Origin of the sequence: Streptomyces sp. MBT65, from assembly GCF_016612545.1 — a bacterium.
Classification (GTDB): Bacteria; Actinomycetota; Actinomycetes; order Streptomycetales; family Streptomycetaceae; genus Streptomyces.
In genome coordinates this window covers 11,710-33,343 of record NZ_JAENRY010000061.1, presented here as the reverse complement: position 1 = coordinate 33,343, position 21,634 = coordinate 11,710, and the positions used below count along the sequence as shown (strand labels likewise).

The following is a 21,634-nucleotide window of genomic DNA, read 5'->3' as shown; positions in this document are numbered from 1 at the left end:
GGCTCAGGCGGCCGTACGGACGTCCGAGGACGCCTCGCTGCGGATGGTGACCTCGTGGGTCTCGTTCACGTTGTCCGCGTGCACCGGGTTGCGGCGCGAGGCGATCACGATGAATCCGGCCACGGCGGCGGCGATCAGCGCGATCAGGGCCGTACCGAGGTTGCCGCCGTGCTTGACGACGGTCGCGGACAGACCGCCGACCGCGGCGGCGGCCGGGAGGGTGACCAGCCAGGCGATGACCATGCGGCCCGCGGTGCCCCAGCGCACCTCCGCAAGTCGCCTGCCCAGACCCGCGCCGAGGATGCCGCCGGAGCAGACCTGGGTGGTGGAGAGCGCGAAGCCCAGGTGGGCGGAGGTGAGGATGACGGTCGTGGAGGCGGCCTCGGCCGCGAAGCCCTGCGGGGACTGGATGTCGGTGAGGCCCTTGCCCATCGTGCGGATGATGCGCCAGCCGCCGATGTAGGTGCCGAGGCCGATCGCGAGTCCCGCCGAGGCGATGACCCAGACCGGCGGACCGGCGTCGTGGCCGAGCGAGCCCACCGAGATCAGGGTCAGGGTGATGACGCCCATCGTCTTCTGGGCGTCGTTCGTGCCGTGCGCGAGCGAGACCAGCGAGGCCGAGGCGATCTGGCCGAGCCGGAAGCCCTTGGTGACCGAGTCCTTGCGGGCCCGGGCGGTGATCTTGTAGGCGAGGTAGGTGGCGAGGAGAGCGGCGATCCCGGCCACGAGCGGGGAGGCGACCGCGGGGATCAGGATCTTCTCCACGACCTTGTCGAAGTGGACCCCGTTCGAGCCCGCGCCGACCCAGACCGCGCCGATCAGGCCACCGAACAGGGCGTGCGAGGAACTGGACGGGAGACCCAGCAGCCAGGTCAGCAGATTCCACAGGATCGCGCCGACGAGCCCCGCGAAGATCATCCCCGGAGTGACCAGGGTGTCGTCGACGATGCCGCCGGAGATCGTCTTGGCGACTTCCGTGGAGAGGAAGGCGCCGACGATATTGAGAGCTCCACTGATCAGAACCGCCGTTTTGGGCTTCAGCGCCCCGGTCGCGATGGACGTCGCCATCGCGTTGGCGGTGTCGTGGAATCCGTTGGTGAAGTCGAAGGCCAAGGCCGTGACGATGACGACCGCCACGAGGAACGTGATGTGGTCCATCGCTCGATGGAAGCAATCGAAGGCGTACATTCGGCCAACCGGAGGCCAAATCCAGGCATGGCCCGGTCAACGTAGGCGTACGAACGGCACCCTCCGGCCCCCGTTCGCACCTTCCTCCACTTCATGCGCACACTTCCATCTTTTTATGGCATGCCCCGGTCAAATCTGCGAAGCTTCCCCCGCGATCACGCAACAGCTACGCGCGTTCCCGAGGCCACCCACCGGCACACCCAGTCCGGCCGGGCGGCCACCGAGCAGGCCGGGATCCCGGCCGCCGTATAAGGAGTTCCGTGTGAGACCCACCCCCCACAAGGCCTTCGCAGCCGGCGTCTTCGCCGTCGCCGCGGTGGCCGCCCTCTCGCTGCCCGTCACCCCGGCCGCCGCCGCGCAGTCCGCGGCTCCCGTGGCCGCCGCCTGCACCCCGGCGCAGGTGGTCGCCAACGGCGGCTTCGAGAGCGGCACCACGTCCTGGACCCAGTCCTCGACGACCGTCATCACCAGCCGCACCGGGCAGAGCGCCCACGGCGGCACCAGCTTCGCCTGGCTGGACGGCACCGGCGGCACGCACACCGACACGCTCTCCCAGAGCGTGACGATCCCGTCCGGCTGCGCCAGTGCCACGCTCACCTTCTGGCTGCACATCGACACCGCCGAGACGACCTCGTCCACCGCGTACGACAAGCTCACGGCGAAGATCGGCAGCACGACCCTCGCGACCTACTCGAACCTGAACAAGGCCACCGGCTACGTCCAGAAGTCGTTCGACGTGTCGTCGTTCGCGGGCCAGACCGTGAGCCTCGCCTTCTCCGGCGTCGAGGACTCCAGCCTCCAGACGAGCTTCGTCCTGGACGACATCGCCCTCAACACCTCCGGCGACACCGCCCCGCCGGCCGACTCGACGCGTACACCGGCCGCCCCGGCGTACACCGTGAGTCTGAGCAGCAACACCGCCGGCACGGTCTGGACCGGCCACGAGAGCACGACCTTCACCAACGCCTCGGCCACCCCGCTCACCGAGGTGTACCTGCGGCTGTGGGACAACTACCACGGCACCTGCTCCGCCCCGCCGATCACGGTCACCAACGTCACCGGCGGCACCGCGGGCGCCCTCTCGGTCGCCTGCACGGCCCTGCAGATCGCACTCCCCACTCCCCTCGCGCAGGGTCAATCGACCACGATCGGCTTCGACTTGGGGATCACCGTCCCGAGCGGCGCCGACCGGTTCGGCTACGACGGCGCGTTCAGCATGATCGGCAACGCGCTGCCGGTCCTCGCGATCAAGGACGGCTCGGGCTGGCACCTGGACCCGTACACGAACAACGGCGAGTCCTTCTACTCCCTGGCCGCCGACTTCAAGGTGACCCTGGACCACCCGACCACCCTGCTGGTCCCGGCCACCGGCGCCTCGGTCGACACCGCCGGCTCCAGCGGTCGCACGATCACCACGGCCACCGCGTCCAAGGTCCGCGACTTCGCGTGGGCGGCGGGCCCGTTCACCAAGATCTCGGGTACGTCGACGGCGGGCACCCCGATCAACATCTACTCGGTGACGGGCATCAGCTCCGCCAACGCCCAGTCGATGCTCACCACCGCCAAGTCGGCGGTCGACGCCCACGCGGGCCGCTTCGGGGCCTACCCGTACGGCGAGTTGGACGCCGTCATCGACAACAACTTCTGGTTCGGCGGCATGGAGTACCCCGGCTTCGTCCTCGACCTGGTCAGCACCACGGCCCTCACCCATGAGATCGGCCACCAGTGGTTCTACGGCATCGTCGGCGACGACGAGTACAACAGCCCCTGGCTGGACGAGTCGTTCACCGACTACGCCACCGACCTGGCCCAGGGCCTGACCGGCACCAACTGCTGGAACAACGTCTCCTGGTCCTCCTCGGCGGAGAACATCACCAACTCGATGGCGTACTGGGACGCCCACTCGTCCCGCTACTCCACCGTCGTCTACGGCTACGGAAAGTGCGCCCTGCACGATCTGCGCCGCACCCTCGGTGACACGGTGATGGCCAAACTCCTGAAGGACTACGCCACTTCACACTGGTACGGCGTCTCGACCACGGCCGAGTTCAAGGCGGCGGCCCAGGCCGCGACGACCACGGACCTGACCTCGTTCTGGACGACGCACCGCATCGTCGGCTGATCATCGGCTGACGGAAGGGGGGTTGGCAGTGCCGCCAACCCCCCTTCTCGGTCAGACCCGTCGCGTGGGTGCCGCCGCGGTCGGCGGTACGGCGGTCCCGCCGGCCTCCGTGCGCCAGGCGTCGGCGAGTTCGGCGGGGAAACGCCGGCCGCTGCGGGTGAGCACGACACCGGGGGCGAGTTCGACCTCGTCGCCGGGCCGGAAGGACCGGTCGGCTCCGGGCGGCAGCGTCTCCCAAGGACCATGCACGCCTCTACGGCCGGCTCCGCGCATCCGCGTCCCGTAGGTGCTGACATCACGGACCAGGACCGTCCCGCCGCGCGCGGAGAGCGCCACATGCCGGCGGCTGACCTGCGCGGAGACCTCCGGCGCCAGCAGACTGTGCAGGGCGATGCCCGCCGGTCCCGGCAGCCGTCCGACATGCGCCTCGGAGCCCTCGTCGAGGGTGTAACGGGCCACGCAGACACGGTTGATGACGACCTTGAGCTGGGCGGCGGCGGGCCTCGGTCCCTCGTCGGACAGCGGGGCGCCGTGCAGTTCGCAGGTGGGGACACCGCGCCGCATGCGCGGCAGCAGGACGCGGTCGCCCCGGTGGACGTCGTAGAGCGTGCAACGGGGTTCCGGGCAGCGCCAGTTGCGCATGATGACCTCGGTCAGCGGGGTGCGGGCCGGGCCGAGCAGGCCCTGTTTCTTGAGGGCCGCGAGTTCCATGCGGTAGGAGATCTCGGCCTCCGTGCGGACGCCCATGTCCATGGCCACCAGGGCGACCGAGCCGTCGGGGCGGGGCTCGGGTCTGAGGAACTGCCAGGTGTTGCCCTGGATCCAGGGGTGTTCGACGCGATGGTCGACGTACTGGTCCCCGGTGACGACCCGGGTACCGGTCATCCGTGCCAGGTCCAGGACGCGCTCGTCGGCGTCGTCCACCTCCTCGACCAGCCCCTCGGCCACCCACCGGCGCAGCCGCCGGACCTCGGCCGGATCGCCGAACTCCCGGTGCCCGCCCAGCAGACTGGTGTCGGCGACAAGGTAGACGGAGACGTCGGGGTCCCCGGTGAGTTCCGTCAGCGCCCGCAGGACGAGGCCGAGTCGGCTCAGCGAGCGCGGTCCTCGGGGGCCGATGGAGGTCTGACGTACGACGTTGGAGAGCTCCAGCAGATAGTCGGCGCCCTCCGCCGAAGGGGCCAGGTGGTGTTCCATGCGCGCCTCACCGTCCGACGGGACCGTCAACTACCCTCATTCTCGCCGAAGTTCACCGTAGTTCCTTGATCTCCTCGAACCCTTCCGGATGACCGGGTTGCACCGGTACGATCACTCGCCTGGCGAGGGGGGCCGATCATCTTGAACAACGCTGGAAACGCCGACCACTTGAGACCGTTGGGCCCCGACGACCCACAGGACGTGGCCGGTTACCGGCTGCTGGCCCGGATCGGCGAGGGCGGCATGGGTTCCGTCTATCTCTCGCGCACGCGCGGCAACCAGCCGGTCGCCCTGAAGGTGATCCGCCGGGAGTACGCCCAGGACGAGGAGTTCCGCCGCCGCTTCGAGCAGGAGGCGGCCGCCGCGCGCCGGGTGCGGGGCTATCACATCGTCCCGGTCGTCGACCACGACACCAGCGGACCACAGCCGTGGCTCGCCACCGTCTACGTCCCCGGCCTCGCCCTGGATCAGGTCCTCGCCCGGTACGGGACGCTCCCGCTGCCCACGGTGCTCCAGTTGACCGGCTGTGCGGCGGAGGCGCTGCAGGCCGTGCACCAGGCCGGTGTCATCCACCGGGACATGAAGCCGAGCAACATCCTCATCGGTTCCGACGGCCCCTGGATCATCGACTTCGGCATCGCGCGGGCTGCCGACGCCACCCAACTCACCCGCAGCGGCGGGCTGATCGGCACCCCGCAGTTCATGTCGCCGGAGCACGCGAACGGCCAGGAGCAGACCCCGGCCGCCGATGTCTTCTCCCTCGGCCTGATCGCCGCTGTGGCCGCGACCGGCCGCCATCCGTACGGCGACTCGGGGGCCATCACCCTGGCCACGAAGATCGCCAACACCGAGTTCCGCCCACCGGACCTGACGTCTTACCCCGAGCCGCTGCGCACGGTCCTGGAACGCACCCTGACCGCCGACCCGGCCGCCCGCCCTACCCCGGCCGAACTGGCCGCACTGTGCACGGAGTTGGCCGAGCGCCCGTTGCGGGACTTCACCGGCTGGCTGCCTGCGGCGGTCGCGGAGGACATCGCCCGGCAGGAGCGAATCGCGGGTGAGCAGGGGGCGTTGGAGGGGGACGCCAGCCTCGCGGGTGCCTCGACGGGGGCGGGTGCCGCTGGTGCGACGACCGTGCCGCCTGGTGGCGGGGCTCGGAATGATGGGGCCGGGAGCGGCGGGGGCGATGGCGCCGTGGGGCCCAACTCGCCGGCGCCCGGCGGGTATACGCCCACGCACGTACCGGGATCGGGGTCCGGCGAGCCGACGCAGCACGCCCCGACACGGCCCCCGTCCGACCCGGCGCCCTCGTTCGCGCCGGGGCCCTCGGCTACGGCACCACCACGCAAGCGGACCCCGCTGGTCGTCGGCGCCGCCGCGCTGGCCGTCGTGGTCGTGGCCGCCGCGGCCTGGGTCCTCACCCGCGACGACGACAAGGACAAAGACACCGCCGCCAAGGGAAGCGACCGAAAGACCGCCTCGTCCCCCAGCACGAGCACAGGCACGAGCACCACCGCCACGCCGAGCGGCTACACCACGGTCTTCAAGGCCAAACCCCTCACCCTGCGCGCCCAGTTCACCACCGGCCGCAGCTCGTACACCAACGTCGACCTGGACGCACCGCGGATCGACACCCACGCCTCCAGCTCGACGACCGGGGCCGAGCTACAGTACGCGGAGTGGGGCACCGCCCACACGCTGAACCTCGTGACGACCACGGGAAAGAGCGCGGGCCCCACGCCGGAACAGTGCGCCGAGGGCGCGGCGGCGAACGCGCTGCCCTCCCAACTCGCCGACGCCGACCAGGCCAAGGAGCTGACCAAGGGCACGCTGCTGTGCACCGTCACCGACGAGAAGAACCTGGCCCTGCTCGAGATCAAGGACGTCGTCGTCCGGAAGGACGCCTCCGGCGTCGCGGCCCGCGACTACGTCACCGAGCTGACCCTCTGGAAGACGGCCTGACGGTCGGGTGACGGCCTGACGGTCGAGTCGGGCACCCGCGCACGAGGGGCCCGGAACCGGTCGTCCGGGGCTCGCGGCCGGTGTCCGCAGCTCGGTTACCCTTCCGCCATGACCAGCAACGGGACCCGCCCACGTGATCACTCGGTGCAGTCCGTCGACCGGGCGGTGTCGATCCTCCAGGTGCTGGCCACGCGGGGTCCCAGCGGTGTGACCGAGATCGCCGAGGAACTGGGGATCCACAAGTCGACCGTGTTCCGGCTGCTGGCGACCCTGGAGTCACGAGGCCTGGTCGAGCAGGACACCGAGCGCGGGCGGTACCGCATCGGGTACACGATGGTCGAACTCGCCGCCGGAGCGAGCAAGGTGAACGACCTCTCCCTGCTGAGCCGTCCCGTCTGCCAGGAACTGGCCGCGGCCGTGGGCGACACCGTTAACGTCGCGATCCACGACGGACACGACGTGATCACCATCGACCAGGCGATCGGCGCGGCGGCGATCACGAGCATCGACTGGGTCGGCCGACGTGCTCCGCTGCACGCCACCGCGGCGGGCAAGCTCTTCCTGGCGCACATGACCCCCGACCAGGTCACGGAGATCTTCGCCAGGGGGACGGAGAAGTACACCCCGCACACGATCGTCGACCCGACGACCCTCGCGGCAGCGCTGGAGACGATCCGCGACCGGGGCTACGCCACCACCAGCGAGGAGCACGAGATCGGACTGGCCGCCATCGCCGCCCCGATCCGCGCCCTGGACGGCAAGGTCATCGGGGCCGTGACCCTGTCCGGACCGACCTTCCGCATCGACGAGGACACCGTGCCCGGTCTCGCGGAACAGCTGCTGGCGGCCGCCGCGAAGATCTCCTGGCGCCGGGGGCACGTAAAACGCGGATGAGCACCGTGGGCACGTGAAACGCGGATGAGCGCCGCGCGCACGGCGAGTTAACACGGCGGGCTCTTGACGGCCGGGGATTCCCAGCTCCACCATTTGTCTCGTATGGCGATGCTGTTTTGCATCGCGAAACAGCGACACAGCATCCTTCGAGGAGCAGCCGTGCCCTCAACCACCCTGGATCCCCTGCTCCAGCCCTTCCGGCTCAAGCACCTCACCCTGCGCAACCGCGTGGTCAGCACCTCCCACGAACCGGCGTTCGGCGAGGACGGCATGCCCAAGGACCGCTACCGGGCCTACCACCTGGAGAAGGCGCGGGGCGGGGTCGGTCTCACGATGATCGGCGGCTCGGCGGTCGTCTCGCCCGACAGCCCGCCGGCGTTCGGCAACCTGCTCCTGTACCGCGACGACATCGTCCCGTGGCTGCGCCGGCTCGCCGACGACGTGCACGAGGCGGGGGCCGCCGTCATGTGCCAGGTCACCCATCTCGGCCGCCGCACCAGCAACTTCACCGGCGACTGGCTCCCGGTGGTCTCCGCCTCACCGCTGCGCGAACCCGCGCACCGCGCCTTCCCCAAGGCCGCCGAGTCCTGGGACCTGGACCGGATCGTCGCCGACTACGCTTCGGCTGCGGTCCGTTGCCGGGAGGGCGGCCTCGACGGCATCGAACTGGAGGCGTACGGCCACCTGTTGGACAGCTTCCTCTCCCCCGCGACCAACCACCGCGACGACGAGTGGGGCGGCGGTCTCGACAACCGCATGGCGTTTCCGCGCAGGGTGATCCGCGCGGTGCGCGAAGCCGTCGGCCCGGATTTCATCGTCGGGATACGAATGTCGCTGGACGAGGCACAACTTGGCGGCCTCACATTCGACGAGGCGATCACCGCCGCCCGGCAATACGCCGCCGACGGCATCGACTTCATCAGCACCATCCACGGCTCCATCGAGCGGGACGCGTCCCTGGCTAAGGCCATCCCGTCCATCGGCACCCCGCTCGGTCCGTATCTGGACTTCACCGGCGAGATCAAGCGGCGCCTCTCCGTCCCCGTGATGCACGCGGCACGCATCGCCGATGTCGCCACCGCGCGGCACGCCCTGCGCGAGGGACTGCTCGATCTGGTCGGCATGACCCGTGCGCAGATCGCCGATCCGCACCTGGTCGCCAAGGTGAAGTCCGGCCAGGAGGACCGCATCCGCCCCTGCGTCGGGGCGAGTTACTGCCTCGACGCGATCTACGACTCCGGCGACACCAAGTGCGTCCACAACCCGTCCGTCGGCCGCGAACTCCACCTGCCCCACCTCATCCCCTCCACAACCGGCCGCCGCAGAAAGGCAGTTGTCGTCGGAGCGGGACCGGCCGGACTGGAAGCGGCACGGGTACTGGGCGAACGCGGCCACGACGTCGTCCTGTTCGAGGCGAGCGACCAGCCCGGCGGACAGATCAGGCTCGCCGCGTCGAACCCACGCCGGGCCGACCTGATCCAGATCGTCGACTGGCGCCTCGCCGAATGCAAGATCCTCGGCGTCGACCTGCGCCTGGGCACGTACGCCGAGGCCGACGACGTCCTCGCCGAACACCCCGACCTCGTGATCGTCGCCACCGGAGGCACGCCCAACCGCACTTTCCTCACCGCGGGCGGGGACCTGGTCTCCGACACCTGGGACGTGATGACGGGCTCGCTGCGCCGCCCGCGCGGCGAGATCCTGGTCTACGACGACCACGGCGGCTACCCGGCGATGGACGCCGTGGAGGTCCTCACGGCATCGCCCGACCTCCGGATCGAGTACGTCACCCCGGAGCGCGCTCTCGCCCCCGACGTCGGCAGCATGAACTCCCCCGCTTATCTAAGGGCGTTCACCGCGCACGGTGTCACCATCACGCTCGCCCGACGGCTGCGCTCCGTGCGTCGCACGGGGGACGGACGGCTGGCCGCGACCCTCTACAGCGAGTACACCGAGGCCGAGACCGAGCGGATCGTGGACCACGTGATCGTGGAGCACGGAACCCTGCCGGCGGACGAGCTGTACGTCGAACTCCTCGCCGGATCCAGCAACTTGGGCGAGGTCGACCACCGCGCCCTGCTGGGAAACGAGCAGCAGTCCGTGGTCCGCGACGAGGCGGGCCGCTACCAGCTCTTCCGCGTCGGCGACGCGGTTGCCTCCCGCAACATCCACGCCGCGATCCACGACGCGCTGCGGTTGTGCCTGCCGGTCTGAGCGCCACCCCCGTCCGCACGTCAACTCCCCAGTCGTACCGGAGAGATGAGATGAAGCAAGCGACCTCCGACGTCGGCGACCTCGTTGCCCGCCGTCCCGCCGGTCGGAGCCTCGAAGCCCCGTTCTACGTAGGCGAGGAGTTCTTCGACCTCGACATCGAGGCCGTGTTCGCCCGGAGTTGGCTGTTCGTGGCCGCCGAGGCGGAGCTTCCCGAGCCCGGCGACTATGTGACGGTCGACCTCGGGTCGTACTCCATCATCGTCGTGCGCGACGACGACGAGGCCGTCCGGGCCTTCCACAACGTCTGCCGCCACCGCGGGGCGCGGATCCTCAACGAGGAGCGCGGTTCGGTGGGCAACATCGTCTGCGGGTACCACCGTTGGACGTACGGCGTGGACGGCAAGCTGCTGTACGCCGAGTCCCAGGCGCCCGGCTTCGACCCGTCCTGCTTCGGGCTGCGGTCCGTGCACACGCGCACGGTGGCCGGGCTGGTCTTCGTCTGCCTCGCCCAGGAGCCGCCTGAGGACTTCGACGAGGTCGCCGCACGCATCGAGCCGTACCTCGCACCGCACCGCCTGGCCGAGGCGAAGGTCGCCACGCAGATCGACCTGGTCGAGAACGGCAACTGGAAGCTGACCATGGAGAACAACCGGGAGTGCTACCACTGCGTGGGCCATCCCGAGCTCCAGGCCTGCTACTTCCCCATCTACGGCTACCAGGAGAAGGACATCCCGCACGCGCTGCGCCCCGCCTACGAGCGCTTCCTCGTGGCCGACGCCGAGGCCCGCGAGACCTACGACTCCCTGGGCCTGCCGTACGCCGAGATCGAGGAACTGGACACCCGGCCCACCGGTTTCCGCATCCAGCGCGAACCCCTCGACCTCGCCGGGGAGTCGTACACCCCGGACGGCACGGCCGCGTGCTCACGCCTGCTGGCGGACTTCCCCACGGCACGCCTGGGCCGCCTGTCCATGCACATCCAGCCCAACTCGTGGTTCCACTTCATGGCCGACCACGCGATCACGTTCTCCGTGATCCCGCTCGGCCCGGACCGCACCCTCGTCCGCACCACCTGGCTCGTCCATGCCGACGCCGTCGAGGGGATCGACTACGACCTCGACACCCTCACGAAGGTGTGGCAGGCCACGAACGACCAGGACGCGGTGCTGGTGGCCCGCGCCCACCGGGGCATCAGCAGTCCGGCCTATCTGCCGGGCCCGTACGGCCCGACGGAGGAACAGGTGGAGGCGTTCGTCAACTGGTACGTGACCAGGCTCAAGGCCCACCTGGAGCTCCTGCCATGAGCGAGACCGAAGAGCTGCTGGTCTGCCGTCAGGTGCACCCGCTCACGCACGACGTGTCCACGTTCGTGTTCGAGTACGCCGAACCCCGGCTGTTCCGGCACGACCCGGGCCAGTTCCTGACCCTGACCCTCGACATCGACGGCCGGCCGGTGCAGCGCTGCTACACCATCTCCTCACCGCCCACCCGCCCCTTCCTGCTCTCGATCACGGTGAAGCGCGTACCGGGCGGGCTCGTGTCGAACCGGCTGCACGACCACCTCGGGCCGGGCGACACCGTACGGGCGCACGGACCGCTCGGCGACTTCTCCACGGCCCGGCATCCGGCGCCCAAGTACCTCTTCCTGTCCGGGGGTGTCGGGGTGACGCCGTCGATGGCGATGACCAGGACGCTGTACGACCTCGCTGACCCCGCCGACGTGGTGTTCGTGCACAGTGCGCGCACTCCGGCGGACATCGTCTTCCGCCACGAACTCGACCTCATCGCCGCGACCGCGCCCAACATCCGGATCGTCCACGTCTGCGAGGAGGACCGCCCGTACGCCCCCTGGGGCGGACACCGCGGCCGGCTCACGATCGAGACGCTCCGGCAGATCGCGCCGGACTTCCTCGAACGGGAGGTCTTCACCTGCGGCCCCGCCCCCTACATGGCGGCCGTACGGCGGATGCTGTCGGACGCGGGCCTCGACATGGACCACTACCACGAGGAGAGCTTCGCCTTCGAGACGCCGACCGCGCAGGCCGACACCTCACCCACCACCGCTGCGGACACCGGTTTCAAGGTCGAGTTCACCCGCAGCGGACGCACCGTCGAGTGCGACCCCGACACCTCGCTCCTCGCCGCCGCGTCCCGAGCCGGCCTCAGCCTGCCGGCCTCCTGCGCGCAGGGCATGTGCGGCACCTGCAAGACGACCCTGCTCTCCGGCACCGTCGACATGCGGCACAACGGAGGCATCCGGCCACGCGAGATCGCCCAGAACAAGATCCTGCTCTGCTGCTCGAAACCGCTGGAGGACGTCGTGATCGACGCGTGAGGACCATCCTCCAACAGGCAGACGGGCTACGGCAGTCGGTCAGCGCACCTGCCGCCCGAACGCCTCGTACGCCACCTCGTCGAACAGCACGAACGTGACTTCCTCGACCGCCGTCTCCGCGGCCCGCACGGTTTCTACGGCGATGCGCGCCGCGTCGTCCATCGGCCAGCCGTAGATACCGGCGGACACGGCGGGGAACGCGACCGTACGCGCGCCGAGTTCATCGGCGACACGCAGCGACTCCCGGTAGCAGGAGGCGAGTTGCTCCGAGCGGTCCTCCTCGCGGGAGTGCACGGGTCCGACCGTGTGGATCACCCACCGGGCGTCGAGTTCGCCCGCCGTCGTCGCGACCGCCTGGCCGGTGCGCAGGCCCTTGCCGTAGTGGGAGGCGCGCAGCTTGCGGCAGTCCTCCAGGATCGCCGGGCCGCCCCGGCGGTGGATCGCGCCGTCGACTCCTCCGCCGCCCAGGAGCGAGGAGTTGGCCGCGTTGACGATCGCGTCGGCGGTCTGGCGGGTGATATCGCCCCGGACGAGGGTGATGGTGGTGGTCATGACTGCCTCAGTCGTCGCCAGACGGCCTTCGCCGCGTTGTGTCCCGACATGCCGTGCACGCCGGGGCCCGGCGGGGTCGCCGAGGAGCAGATGAAGACGGCCGGGTGCGGGGTGCCGTAGGGAGAGAGGGAGAGCTTGGGGCGCAGCAGGATCTGGAGACCGGAGACCGCGCCGGAGCCGATGTCGCCGCCCACGTAGTTGGCGTTGCGGGCGGCCAGTTCGGGTGGGCCCGCGGTCGCCCGGGCGAGGACGCGATCGCGGAAACCCGGGGCGAAGCGCTCCAGTTGGCGTTCCAGGGCGTCCGTGAGGTCGCCGGTCCAGCCGCTGGGGACATGGCCGTAGGCCCAGAAGACCTGTTTGCCGGCCGGGGCCCGGGTGGGGTCGACGATGCTGGGCTGCACGGTGATCATGAACGGCTTGTCGGGGGCGCGGTTCTCGCGGGACGCGGCGCGCAGGGCGGTGCCGATCTCGGTGCTGTCGGCGCCGATCTGTACCGTGCCGGCGGTGCGGGCCTCCTTGGCGGTCCAGGGCACCGGGCCGTCGAGTGCGTAGTCGACCTTGAAGACTCCGGCGCCGTAGCGGAAGTGCTCGTAGTAGTTGCCGAAGCCCGCGATCTTCGCCAGGGCGGTGGGCGAGGTGTCGAAGACGTAGGCGCGGGCCGGGGGGAGGTCGTCGAGGCGCTTGACCTCGTAGTCGGTGTGGATCTCACCGCCGAGGTCCTTGAGGTAAGCGGCCAGCGCGTCCGAGATGGACTGGGAGCCGCCGCGCGCCACCGGCCAGCCACGCGCGTGTGCCGCCAGGGCGAAGACCAGGCCGATCGCGCCGGTGGCGAAGCCGCTGAGCGGGGCCATGACGTGGCCGACAAGGCCGGCGAACAGGGTCTTGGCGCGCTCGTCCCGGAAGCGGCTGGTCAGCCAGGTGGACGGGGGCAGGCCGGCCAGGCCGAAGCGGGCGAGGGTCACCGGGTCGCGCGGCAGCGCGGTGCGCGGCAGGGACATGAAGTCGCGGACCAGGGTGTCCCACTTCGGGAGGAAGGGCTCGACCAGCCTCCGGTACGTCCCCGCGTCGCGCGGCCCGAAGGAGGCGGCCGTCTCCGCGACCGACCGCGACAGCACGGCCGCGCTGCCGTCGGTGAAGGGATGCGCCATGGGCAGCTCGGGGTGCAGCCACTCCAGGCCGTAGCGCTCCAGGGGCAGGGCGCGGAACGCCGGTGAGTTCACGCCGAGCGGGTGCGCCGCCGCGCAGGGGTCGTGCCGGAAGCCGGGGAGGGTCAGCTCCTCGGTGCGGGCGCCGCCGCCCACGGTCTCCCTGGCCTCGAACACGGCCACGGAGAAGCCGCGCCGGGCCAGCTCCACGGCAGCCGTCAGTCCGTTCGGCCCCGCACCCACCACGACCGCATCGAGCATCGACGGCACCTTCGGACCCCTTCGTCAGCCGATGGCAAACTCGGAGTCAGGATATGCCGCAGGACCGACAACCCCGGGGCCGGTCCGTCCAGTGTGCGGAACCCGTGACCCTACGACGCCCTCAGCAGGTCGATCACGCGCCGGGCCGTCGCCGCGTCCCGGGCCGCCGTGAACGGCAGTGCGTTGCCTCCCGTGATCCGGAAGGGCTCTCCGGTGAGGGTGAGGTGGGCGCCGCCCGCCTCCTCGACGAGGAGCAGGCCCGCCGCGTGGTCCCAGGCGGCCTCCCAGGAGAAGGCCGTGGCGTCCAACTCGCCCCGGGCGAGGGCGAGATACTCCAGTCCGGCCGAGCCGCACGGGCGCGTGTGCACCCCGTCCGCCCACAGGCCGAGCAGCGCGCGCTTCTGGGCGTCCGTCGTGTAGTCCGGGTGGGAGGTCGCCACCTCGAGGTCCCGGGCGGGATCCGGGGCGCCGGAGCGCAGCCGTACGCCGTCGAGGAAGGCGCCGCCGCCCTTCACCGCCGTGGCCAGTTGGTCGCGGGCGGGTGCGTAGGTCCAGGACGCGAGCAGTTCGCCGTGCCGGGCGAGCGCGACCAGGGTGCAGAAGCCGGTCTCGCCGCGCACGAACTGCCGTGTCCCGTCGACCGGGTCGACGATCCAGACCGGGGCGTCGCCCTGGATCGCCTCGTACGTCTCCGGGTCGGCGTGCACCGCTTCCTCGCCGACCACGACGGAGCCGGGCAGGAGGGAGCCGAGCACCTTCGTCAGATACCGCTCGGCGTTGCGGTCGGCGTCCGTGACCAGGTCGTGCGGGCCGCTCTTCTGGTCTATCTCGTGCGCGGCGAGCTGCCGGAAGCGGGGCATGATCTCCGTGGCCGCCGCGGTACGGATCGCTTCTTCGATGTCGGCCGTGCGCTGTACGAGAAACTCGTCGATGGTTTCGGTGTCTTCGATCATGCCTCCATGAGAGCACGCGTCACTGACAATCCCCTCCCGCCCGGTACACACCGGGTGGAATCACCGTGAACACCCGGGTTTGGTCACCGCCCCACGGCGTACCCCTGCATGCCTCGCGGGTTCGCCGCCGCCGACAGGATCCCGGTCTCCGGGTCCCGGGCGACCGCGCACAGCCGCCCCTCCGACCAGGCGTCCCCGACGGTCACGTCGTGGCCGCGCCGCCGCAGCTCCTCCACCACCGCCGCGTCCGTGCGGGACTCGACCGTCACGCTCCCCGGTCGCATGCCGCGCGGGTAGAAGGATCCGGGGAAGCTGTCGTTGTGCCAGTTCGGGGCGTCGATCGCGCCCTGGAGGTCGAGGCCGCCGCGCACCTTCGCACGCGTGGCGAGCGCCAGGAAGAAGTGCAGCTGCCACTGGTCCTGCTGGTCGCCTCCGGGTGTGCCGAACGCCAGGACCGGGACTCCGTCGCGCAGGGCGATCGACGGGGTGAGCGTGGTGCGCGGACGGCGGCCCGGGGCAAGGGAGTTGGGCAGGCCGGGCTCCAGCCAGGCCATCTGGAGCCGGGTGCCCAGGGGGAAGCCCAGTTCGGGCACCACCGGGTTGGACTGGAGCCAGCCGCCGCTGGGGGTGGCCGCGATCATGTTGCCCCAGCGGTCGACGACATCGAGGTGGCAGGTGTCGCCACGGGTGCCCCCGTCGGCGGCGACCCGTGCGACGGTCGGCTCCCCCGCCCCCATCGGGTCGAAACCGGGCTCCGCGGGCGCCACCACGCGCGCGTGCCCGCTCAGTCGCGGAGCACGCCCGCCGGGGCTGCCCGGCCGCAGCTCGTACGACGCCTTCTCGTCGATCAGCTCCCGCCGCACCGCGTTGTAGTCCGCCGACAGCAACTCCCCCAGCGGTACGGCGTCCTCGCCCGCGTCGCCGTACCAGGCCTCCCGGTCGGCCATCGCGAGCTTGCAGCCCTCGATCAGGAGGTGGACGTAGTCGGCGGACCCGTAGGAGGGCAATGCGGGCGGCAGCAGTGCCAGTTGCTGGAGGAGGACCGGGCCCTGGCTCCAGGGGCCGGCCTTGCAGAGCGTCCAGCCGTTCCAGTCGTACGTCACCGGTGTCTCGTAGGACGCGGACCAGGAGGCCAGGTCGGCGGCCGTGAGGGTCCCGGTGTGGCGCTCGCCGCTGGTGTCCATGGTGAGCCGCCCGGACTGCCGCAGGAGGGCCTCAGCGACGAACCCGGACCGCCACGCCTCCCGCGCCGCCTCGATCTGGGCGATCCGGTCCCCCGCCTCCGCGACCTCGGCGAGCAGCCGCCGCCAGGTGGCGGCGAGAGCGGGATTGCGGAACAGCTCACCGGGCCTGGGCGCCTTCCCGCCCGGCAGATACACGTCCGCCGACGAGGTCCACTCCGTCTCGAACAGCTCCCGTACGGCCTCGACGGTCGCCCCGACGTTCTCCACGCACGCGTGGCCGTCCCCGGCGTACCCGATGGCGTACTTCAGAACGTCGGCCAGGGACTTCGTGCCGTAGTCCCGGAGGAGGACCATCCAGGCGTCGAAGGCGCCGGGGACGGCCGCCGCGAGGGGTCCGGTACCGGGTACGAGATCCAGCCCCAGTCCCCTGTAGTGCTCGATCGTCGCCCCGGCCGGTGCGACGCCCTGTCCGCACAGCACCCGTACCTCCCCGCCCGCCGGGGCGAGGAGGATGGGCACCTCACCGGCGGGTCCGTTGAGGTGCGGTTCCACGACGTGCAGCACGAACGCCCCGGCGACGGCGGCGTCGTACGCGTTGCCGCCGTCCTCCAGGACCGCCATCGCCGACTGCGAAGCCAGCCAGTGGGTGGAGGACACCATGCCGAAGGTGCCCTGGAGCGTGGGGCGGGTGGTGAACATACGGAACATCTAACCAACCGGGATGTCCGCGAACCCTAGGCGTTCATGAACTGGCCCGGCCGCAGCGCCCGGTCGGTGATCCGTACGTCGCCGATGGTGCCGTGGAAGACCTGGCTGACCGCGCCCGCCCACTGGTAACCGCCAAGGAGGAACGGCATGTCGAGGGTCGTCAGGCCGACCGCCGTGCTGGTCGGGTTGCGGCCCTCCTCGCAGCCGTTGACGTAGAGCTTGCTGATCCGGCCGTCGTTGGCGACGGCGACGTGCCACCACTCCTCCTGCTGGAGGAGGTGGCTCCAGGCGGTCGTGGCGCCGTTCTGGTTGAGCGGGTAGGCGTTCCACTGGAGCTCGACGGAGCTGGAGAGGCTGAGGGTCAGGACGGGCTCGTCGGCGGTGGCGGCGGGGCCGTTCTTGCCCGCCTGGGCCGCCGTGCCCGCGCGGCTGAGCATCGAGGACCAGCCGTTGCGGCCGCCGTCCCAGTCGGCGGGGACCTTGAAGAAGACCTCGAAGGTGTAACCGCGGGCGAAGGTCTCGCGGTTGAGCGGTGCCGTGTCGACGGTCCGGAGGTACGCGCCGCTGACCGGGTTGCCCTGGCCCGTGAACACCAGCCCCGCGTGGGCGGGTTGGTCGGGGTGGTGGTCGGCGGTCCAAGTGAGCGCGTGTGCGGGGGTGTTGGGGACAGTCCTCAGGATCAGATCGTTGCCGTGGCCCGCCTGGTCCCTGACGACCGTGCCGGCGGCGACCTCGGAGCCCGCCGTACCGCCCTCGTCGAACCGCCAGTACGCCAGCGTGCCGGGCAGCAGCATCCGGCGCGCGGGGCGGGGCTTGCGCGGCGGCACCGGAGCGAAGCCGGCGAAGCGCTTCTCGAAGTCGATCGTCATGGAGAAGTAGTCGACCTTCGAGGTCAGTTCGAGTTCCTTCGCCGCGAGGGCGTTCAACTCGCCCTTGTCCGCAAGCTCGCGGATCCACGGCGAGAAGGTCGCGACGTCGATCATCCCCCGGTCGAGGTCGAAGCGGTAGGAGCGGATCATGCCCGCGCCGCCGTAGTAGCGGTCCTGGTAGTTGGTGATGTGCAGGTGGACGTCGTTGCCCGCGCTGTTCTTCAGCACCGTGCTGCCGGGCGGCCAGTAGTGGCCGTTGAGGGTGAGGAAGACCTGGTCGTTGTCCTTGATCAGGCCGTCCCACAACTGCTGTCCGTAGTCGGAGAGTTCGGCCGCGCCGTCCTCGTCCGAGCCGACGATCTCGTGCGTGGTGACGATCACCGGGAGCGTCGGGTTCGCGGCGATGACGGCGTTCGCCCAGGCGAAACCCTTGGCCGACAGGCGCCAGTCCAGCGAGAGCAGCAGCCAACTCCAGCCGCCCGCAAGGAAGATGTGCGCGGTGTTGTAGCCGTCGGGGCTGGAGGAGTGGTACCCGGGCGTCTTCCTGGCCCGCGCCGGGCTGAAGGTGTCCAGGTAGGGGGTGGCGCCACGCTGGTCGTCGGCGCGGACGTCGTGGTTGCCCGCCAGCACGCCGTACGAGGCGCCCGCGCGGTCGAGCATGTCGAACACCTTGGTGACCGCCGCGTACTCCTCGGGGAGGCCGTTCTGCGTCACGTCACCGAGGTGGGCCAGGAACACGATGTTCTCGTCGTTGCCGCCCGCGCGGCCCGCCGGGTCGAGGACGTAGCGGAACGACGCCTCCATCGGCACCGGGTGGATGCGGTCCTGGTCGAACATGTACTGCGTGTCGGGCATCACGACCACGGTGAACCGCGGGTTGTCCGGATCCGGGTCCCACTTCCCGCGCGGGACGGATGACATCGTTGTCTGCCCGTACGGATCGGCGTCGCCCCTCTCCGCGTGCGCGGGGGCCGCGCCCAGCAGCCCGGCGGCGGCCGTTCCCGCGCCGAGCGCACCGGCCCGGTGCAGGAACGTACGGCGGCTCGACGCGGCCACGCCGTCACCGTCCAGGTCCGCCGTGCGCGGGCAGTCGCAGCCCGCCGCGTGCCGCTCGTGGCCGTCGTCGAGGCCTCTGTCACCCGTGGGAGAGCTGTCCATGTCCGCTCCAATGCCGAGTAGGAGAACGGCGTCACGCTACGGACGGCCTCGGTACGGCGGATTGGCGCGCCGGGTACCGGCTGCCGAACGCTCCCCCAACACCACACGCCCCGCTAGGAGTTGCGCCGGCCGGCGGTGAGCAGATGGCCGCTGCTGCCGAGCAGCGTGGGCTCGGACTCGATCCGGCGGGTGGCCGCCAGGACGGCCTCGCGGTGCTCCGGGTCGTCCAGCCAGTCCTCGATGCCGCCCATCAGCCAGGCGACGCCCTCGAGGCCGTACTGGCCCTCGACGGTCAGGCCGCTCTCCGTGAACTCCTCGGGGGCTTCGTGCGGTTGGGCGAAGTAGGCGGTCGTGAAGAGGCCGCCGTCCTCGGAGTCATGGCGTCCCTCCCCCGTCTCGCGGTCGACCCGCGCGCGGTGCGGGGCGGTGAAGTACAGCTCGTGCTTGAGCAGGTCGTGCAGTCCCGCGAAGCGGTTGATGGTCGCCGCGACGACCAGCCCGCCCGGCCGCACCACCCGGCGCGCCTCGCTCAACGCCCGTACGCGGTCGGCCCGTTCGGGCAGGTGGTACAGCGGTCCGAGCAGCAACACCACGTCGTACGAGGCGTCTTGGGCGGTCAGCGCCCTGGCGTCCCCGGCGCGGGCGGTGACGCCCGGCAGTCGGCCCGCCTGTTCCACGTGCAGCGGTACGGGGTCCACGAGTTGGACCTCGTACCCGTCCCGCGCGAGCCACTCGGCGTGGATGCCGCTGCCCCCGCCGACGTCCAGCACCCGCGCGGGAGCCGTCGGCAGCAGGCGCCGCAGGACGTCCTGGGTGCGCCAGAACTCCAGCCGCTCCGAGCCCTGTCTGAGGCGGCCGTCCTCCTTGCCCTGGCCGTAGTAGGCGAGGATCTCCTCGCGGACGTGGACGGCCGGGTCCTGCGTGCGTGTCGTCTCGGTCATCGCCCCAGGGTGCGATCCGGTGTGTCGGCCTCGCAACGGGATTCCGGTGCGCGGGCCGTCACCAGCCCCGACTCGTAGGCGAACACGACGAGTTGGGCCCGGTCCCGAGCTCCGAGTTTGGTCATCGCCCGGCTGACGTGGGTCTTCGCCGTGAACGGGCTGATGACCATGTGGGCGGCGATCTCCTCGTTGGTGAGGCCCCGGGCGGCCAGGGCGGTGACCTCGCGTTCGCGGCGGGTGAGGTGCTCCAGGCCGGTGGCGGTGGAGCGGTCGGGGGGCCGGGAGACGAACTCGCCGATGAGGGTGCGGGTGATCGCCGGGGAGAGCAGCGCCTCTCCGCCGGCGACGATCTCGATCGCCTGGAGCAGGTCCGCCGGGTCGGTGTCCTTCAGCAGGAAGCCGCTGGCGCCCGCGCGGAGCGCCTCGAAGACGTACTCGTCCAGGCCGTAGTTGGTGAGGATGACGACGCGGACCGCCGCGAGGGCCGGGTCGGCGGCGATACGGCGGGTCGCCTCGATGCCCGTCATCACCGGCATCTGTACGTCGATCAGCGCGATGTCGGGGAGCTGCGCACGCACAAGGGCCACGCCCTGTTCGCCGTCGGCCGCCTCGCCCACCACCTCGATGCCTTCCTCGGCGTCGAGGAGGGCACGGAAGCCCGCGCGCATCAGCGCCTGGTCGTCGACGACCGCAACCCGGATCATCCCGCCTCCCCCAGCGGCAGTTCGGCCCGTACCGAGAAGCCGCCCTCCGCGCGCGGGGCGGTGTGCAGGGTGCCGCCCAACGCCGTCACGCGCTCGCGCATGCCGGTGAGGCCGATCCCCGGCTTCGGCGGACAGTCGGGCTGGGCCGCGCCGTCGTCCTCCACGCGTATCGTCAAGTCCGCCTCGCCGTAGTCGAGTTGCACGCTCACCTTGGCCGGGCCCGCGTGCCGGGCCGCGTTGGTGAGGGCCTCCTGGACGATGCGGTACACCGCGCGGTCGACCGTCGCGGCCAGCGGGCGCTCCTCGCCGGTCACCGCGAGTTCGACGGCGAGGCCGGCCGCGCAGGCCCTCTCGACGAGCAGCTCGGGGGTGCCGGTGGGCTCCTCGGTGGTGCGCAGGATCTCCAGCGTGGCCCGCAGTTCGCGCATCGCCTCGCCGCCCGCCTCCTGGATGGCGAGCAGCGCGGGTGGCACCTCCTCGCCGCGCTTGCGGGCGAGATGGACGGCGACGCCCGCCTGGAGCTTGACGATCGAGATGCTGTGCGTGAGGGAGTCGTGCAACTCCCTTGCTATCCGCAGCCGTTCCTCGCCCGCGCGGCGCAACGCGACCTCCTCGCGGGTGCGTTCGGCCTCCAGGGCGCGCTGTTCGGTCTGGCGCAGATACGCCTGCCAGTTGCGGTCGGCGAGGCCGGTGACCACCGCGCACAGGAACCAGCCGGCGATGAGCGCGGTCCGCTCGACCACCTGCTGGGTCGTGGGCCCCGTCGCGAAGTACGCCAGCAGGAACAGCGCACCCGCCACGGCCGCCCAACTCCGGTGCCCCACGCGGGCCGCCGTGTGCATGGCGGCGAGGACGGGCAGACCGGCGACCGGCCCCGGGTGGGCGTGCAGGACGTAGGCCGCCTCCCCCGCCGCGGCCACGACGAGGACCGCGCGCGGAGCCGTCTGGTAGAACGCCAGGGCCGCCGAGGCGAGCGCGACGAGCACGTAGTCGACCGCGGTCGTGTCCGTGTCGAAGGCGGCGACGGTCATGACGAGGGCACCGATCACGACCGCGAGGGACGCGTCGGCGAGGCGCCTGCGTGGGGTCACATCGACCGGATACCCGCTCATGACCGCACAGTAGACCGCCGCGCCGACACGGGCGTCAGCCCTGTGGACAACTCCTGGACTACTCCCCACGCAGTACTCCCGTGCCCCGTCCCGCCTGGCTGAGGCAGCCCCAACTCCCTTCGACCGTACGACGAC

16 protein-coding genes are annotated in these 21,634 nt (G+C 71.0%); 6 read left to right on the top strand and 10 right to left on the bottom strand.

Annotated elements, in window-relative coordinates:
* Positions 1–3: 3 nt before the first annotated feature.
* Positions 4–1,158, bottom strand: a complete 1,155-nt coding sequence (locus tag JHN63_RS16215; RefSeq protein ID WP_200681770.1) for an inorganic phosphate transporter — start codon at positions 1,156–1,158, stop codon at positions 4–6.
* A gap of 292 nt (positions 1,159–1,450) precedes the next feature.
* Between JHN63_RS16215 and JHN63_RS16210 the strand changes: the two genes are divergently transcribed.
* Positions 1,451–3,310, top strand: coding sequence for a M1 family aminopeptidase (locus tag JHN63_RS16210; RefSeq protein WP_200681769.1), 1,860 nt, complete (start codon positions 1,451–1,453; stop codon positions 3,308–3,310).
* Between the two features lie 51 nt (positions 3,311–3,361).
* Here JHN63_RS16210 and JHN63_RS16205 read toward each other — a convergent pair whose 3' ends face one another.
* Positions 3,362–4,507, bottom strand: a complete 1,146-nt coding sequence (locus tag JHN63_RS16205) for an FHA domain-containing protein (RefSeq protein WP_200681768.1) — start codon at positions 4,505–4,507, stop codon at positions 3,362–3,364.
* A 141-nt stretch (positions 4,508–4,648) separates the two neighbouring features.
* On the opposite strand from JHN63_RS16205, the gene JHN63_RS16200 reads away from it, so the two are divergent.
* The 5 genes from JHN63_RS16200 (at position 4,649) to JHN63_RS16180 (ending at position 11,912) form a co-directional block, all read left to right on the top strand.
* On the top strand, positions 4,649–6,469 hold the full coding sequence (locus tag JHN63_RS16200) for a serine/threonine-protein kinase (protein ID WP_234477059.1): 1,821 nt from the start codon (positions 4,649–4,651) through the stop codon (positions 6,467–6,469).
* A 144-nt stretch (positions 6,470–6,613) separates the two neighbouring features.
* Positions 6,614–7,363 carry an IclR family transcriptional regulator gene (locus JHN63_RS16195; protein WP_200681776.1) on the top strand — a complete coding sequence of 250 codons (750 nt, stop codon included), beginning with the start codon at positions 6,614–6,616 and terminating at the stop codon, positions 7,361–7,363.
* Positions 7,364–7,522: 159 nt separating this feature from the next.
* Complete coding sequence (locus JHN63_RS16190) at positions 7,523–9,577, top strand: NADH:flavin oxidoreductase (RefSeq protein ID WP_200681767.1); 2,055 nt, start codon at positions 7,523–7,525, stop codon at positions 9,575–9,577.
* Between the two features lie 50 nt (positions 9,578–9,627).
* The gene (locus tag JHN63_RS16185) at positions 9,628–10,881 is read left to right on the top strand and encodes an aromatic ring-hydroxylating dioxygenase subunit alpha (RefSeq protein ID WP_200681766.1); all 1,254 of its coding nucleotides are present in this window, start codon (positions 9,628–9,630) and stop codon (positions 10,879–10,881) included.
* Entirely contained in the window at positions 10,878–11,912 is a 1,035-nt protein-coding gene (locus JHN63_RS16180; protein ID WP_200681765.1) for a hybrid-cluster NAD(P)-dependent oxidoreductase, read from the top strand. The genes JHN63_RS16185 and JHN63_RS16180 overlap by 4 nt, the downstream gene beginning before the upstream one ends.
* Before the next feature lie 39 nt (positions 11,913–11,951).
* Here JHN63_RS16180 and JHN63_RS16175 read toward each other — a convergent pair whose 3' ends face one another.
* The 8 genes from JHN63_RS16175 to JHN63_RS16140 all read right to left on the bottom strand — a co-directional run bounded on the left by JHN63_RS16175 (position 11,952) and on the right by JHN63_RS16140 (position 21,499).
* Entirely contained in the window at positions 11,952–12,464 is a 513-nt protein-coding gene (locus tag JHN63_RS16175) for an O-acetyl-ADP-ribose deacetylase (RefSeq protein WP_200681764.1), read from the bottom strand.
* A complete protein-coding gene (locus JHN63_RS16170) occupies positions 12,461–13,870 on the bottom strand; it encodes an NAD(P)/FAD-dependent oxidoreductase (RefSeq protein WP_200681763.1) in 1,410 nt (469 codons plus the stop codon). Before JHN63_RS16170 ends, JHN63_RS16175 begins: the two co-directional genes overlap by 4 nt.
* A gap of 110 nt (positions 13,871–13,980) precedes the next feature.
* On the bottom strand, positions 13,981–14,823 hold the full coding sequence (locus JHN63_RS16165) for an inositol monophosphatase family protein (protein ID WP_200681762.1): 843 nt from the start codon (positions 14,821–14,823) through the stop codon (positions 13,981–13,983).
* An 83-nt stretch (positions 14,824–14,906) separates the two neighbouring features.
* Positions 14,907–16,706, bottom strand: a complete 1,800-nt coding sequence (locus tag JHN63_RS16160) for a gamma-glutamyltransferase family protein (RefSeq protein WP_200681761.1) — start codon at positions 16,704–16,706, stop codon at positions 14,907–14,909.
* A gap of 35 nt (positions 16,707–16,741) precedes the next feature.
* Positions 16,742–18,742 (bottom strand): LamG-like jellyroll fold domain-containing protein, encoded by a 2,001-nt coding sequence (locus JHN63_RS16155; protein ID WP_200681760.1) that lies wholly within the window; start codon positions 18,740–18,742, stop codon positions 16,742–16,744.
* A gap of 113 nt (positions 18,743–18,855) precedes the next feature.
* Positions 18,856–19,683, bottom strand: coding sequence for a bifunctional 2-polyprenyl-6-hydroxyphenol methylase/3-demethylubiquinol 3-O-methyltransferase UbiG (locus JHN63_RS16150; protein ID WP_200681759.1), 828 nt, complete (start codon positions 19,681–19,683; stop codon positions 18,856–18,858).
* The gene (locus JHN63_RS16145) at positions 19,680–20,387 is read right to left on the bottom strand and encodes a response regulator transcription factor (protein ID WP_200681758.1); all 708 of its coding nucleotides are present in this window, start codon (positions 20,385–20,387) and stop codon (positions 19,680–19,682) included. The genes JHN63_RS16150 and JHN63_RS16145 overlap by 4 nt, the downstream gene beginning before the upstream one ends.
* Complete coding sequence (locus JHN63_RS16140; protein WP_200681757.1) at positions 20,384–21,499, bottom strand: sensor histidine kinase; 1,116 nt, start codon at positions 21,497–21,499, stop codon at positions 20,384–20,386. Before JHN63_RS16140 ends, JHN63_RS16145 begins: the two co-directional genes overlap by 4 nt.
* Positions 21,500–21,634: the final 135 nt, after the last annotated feature.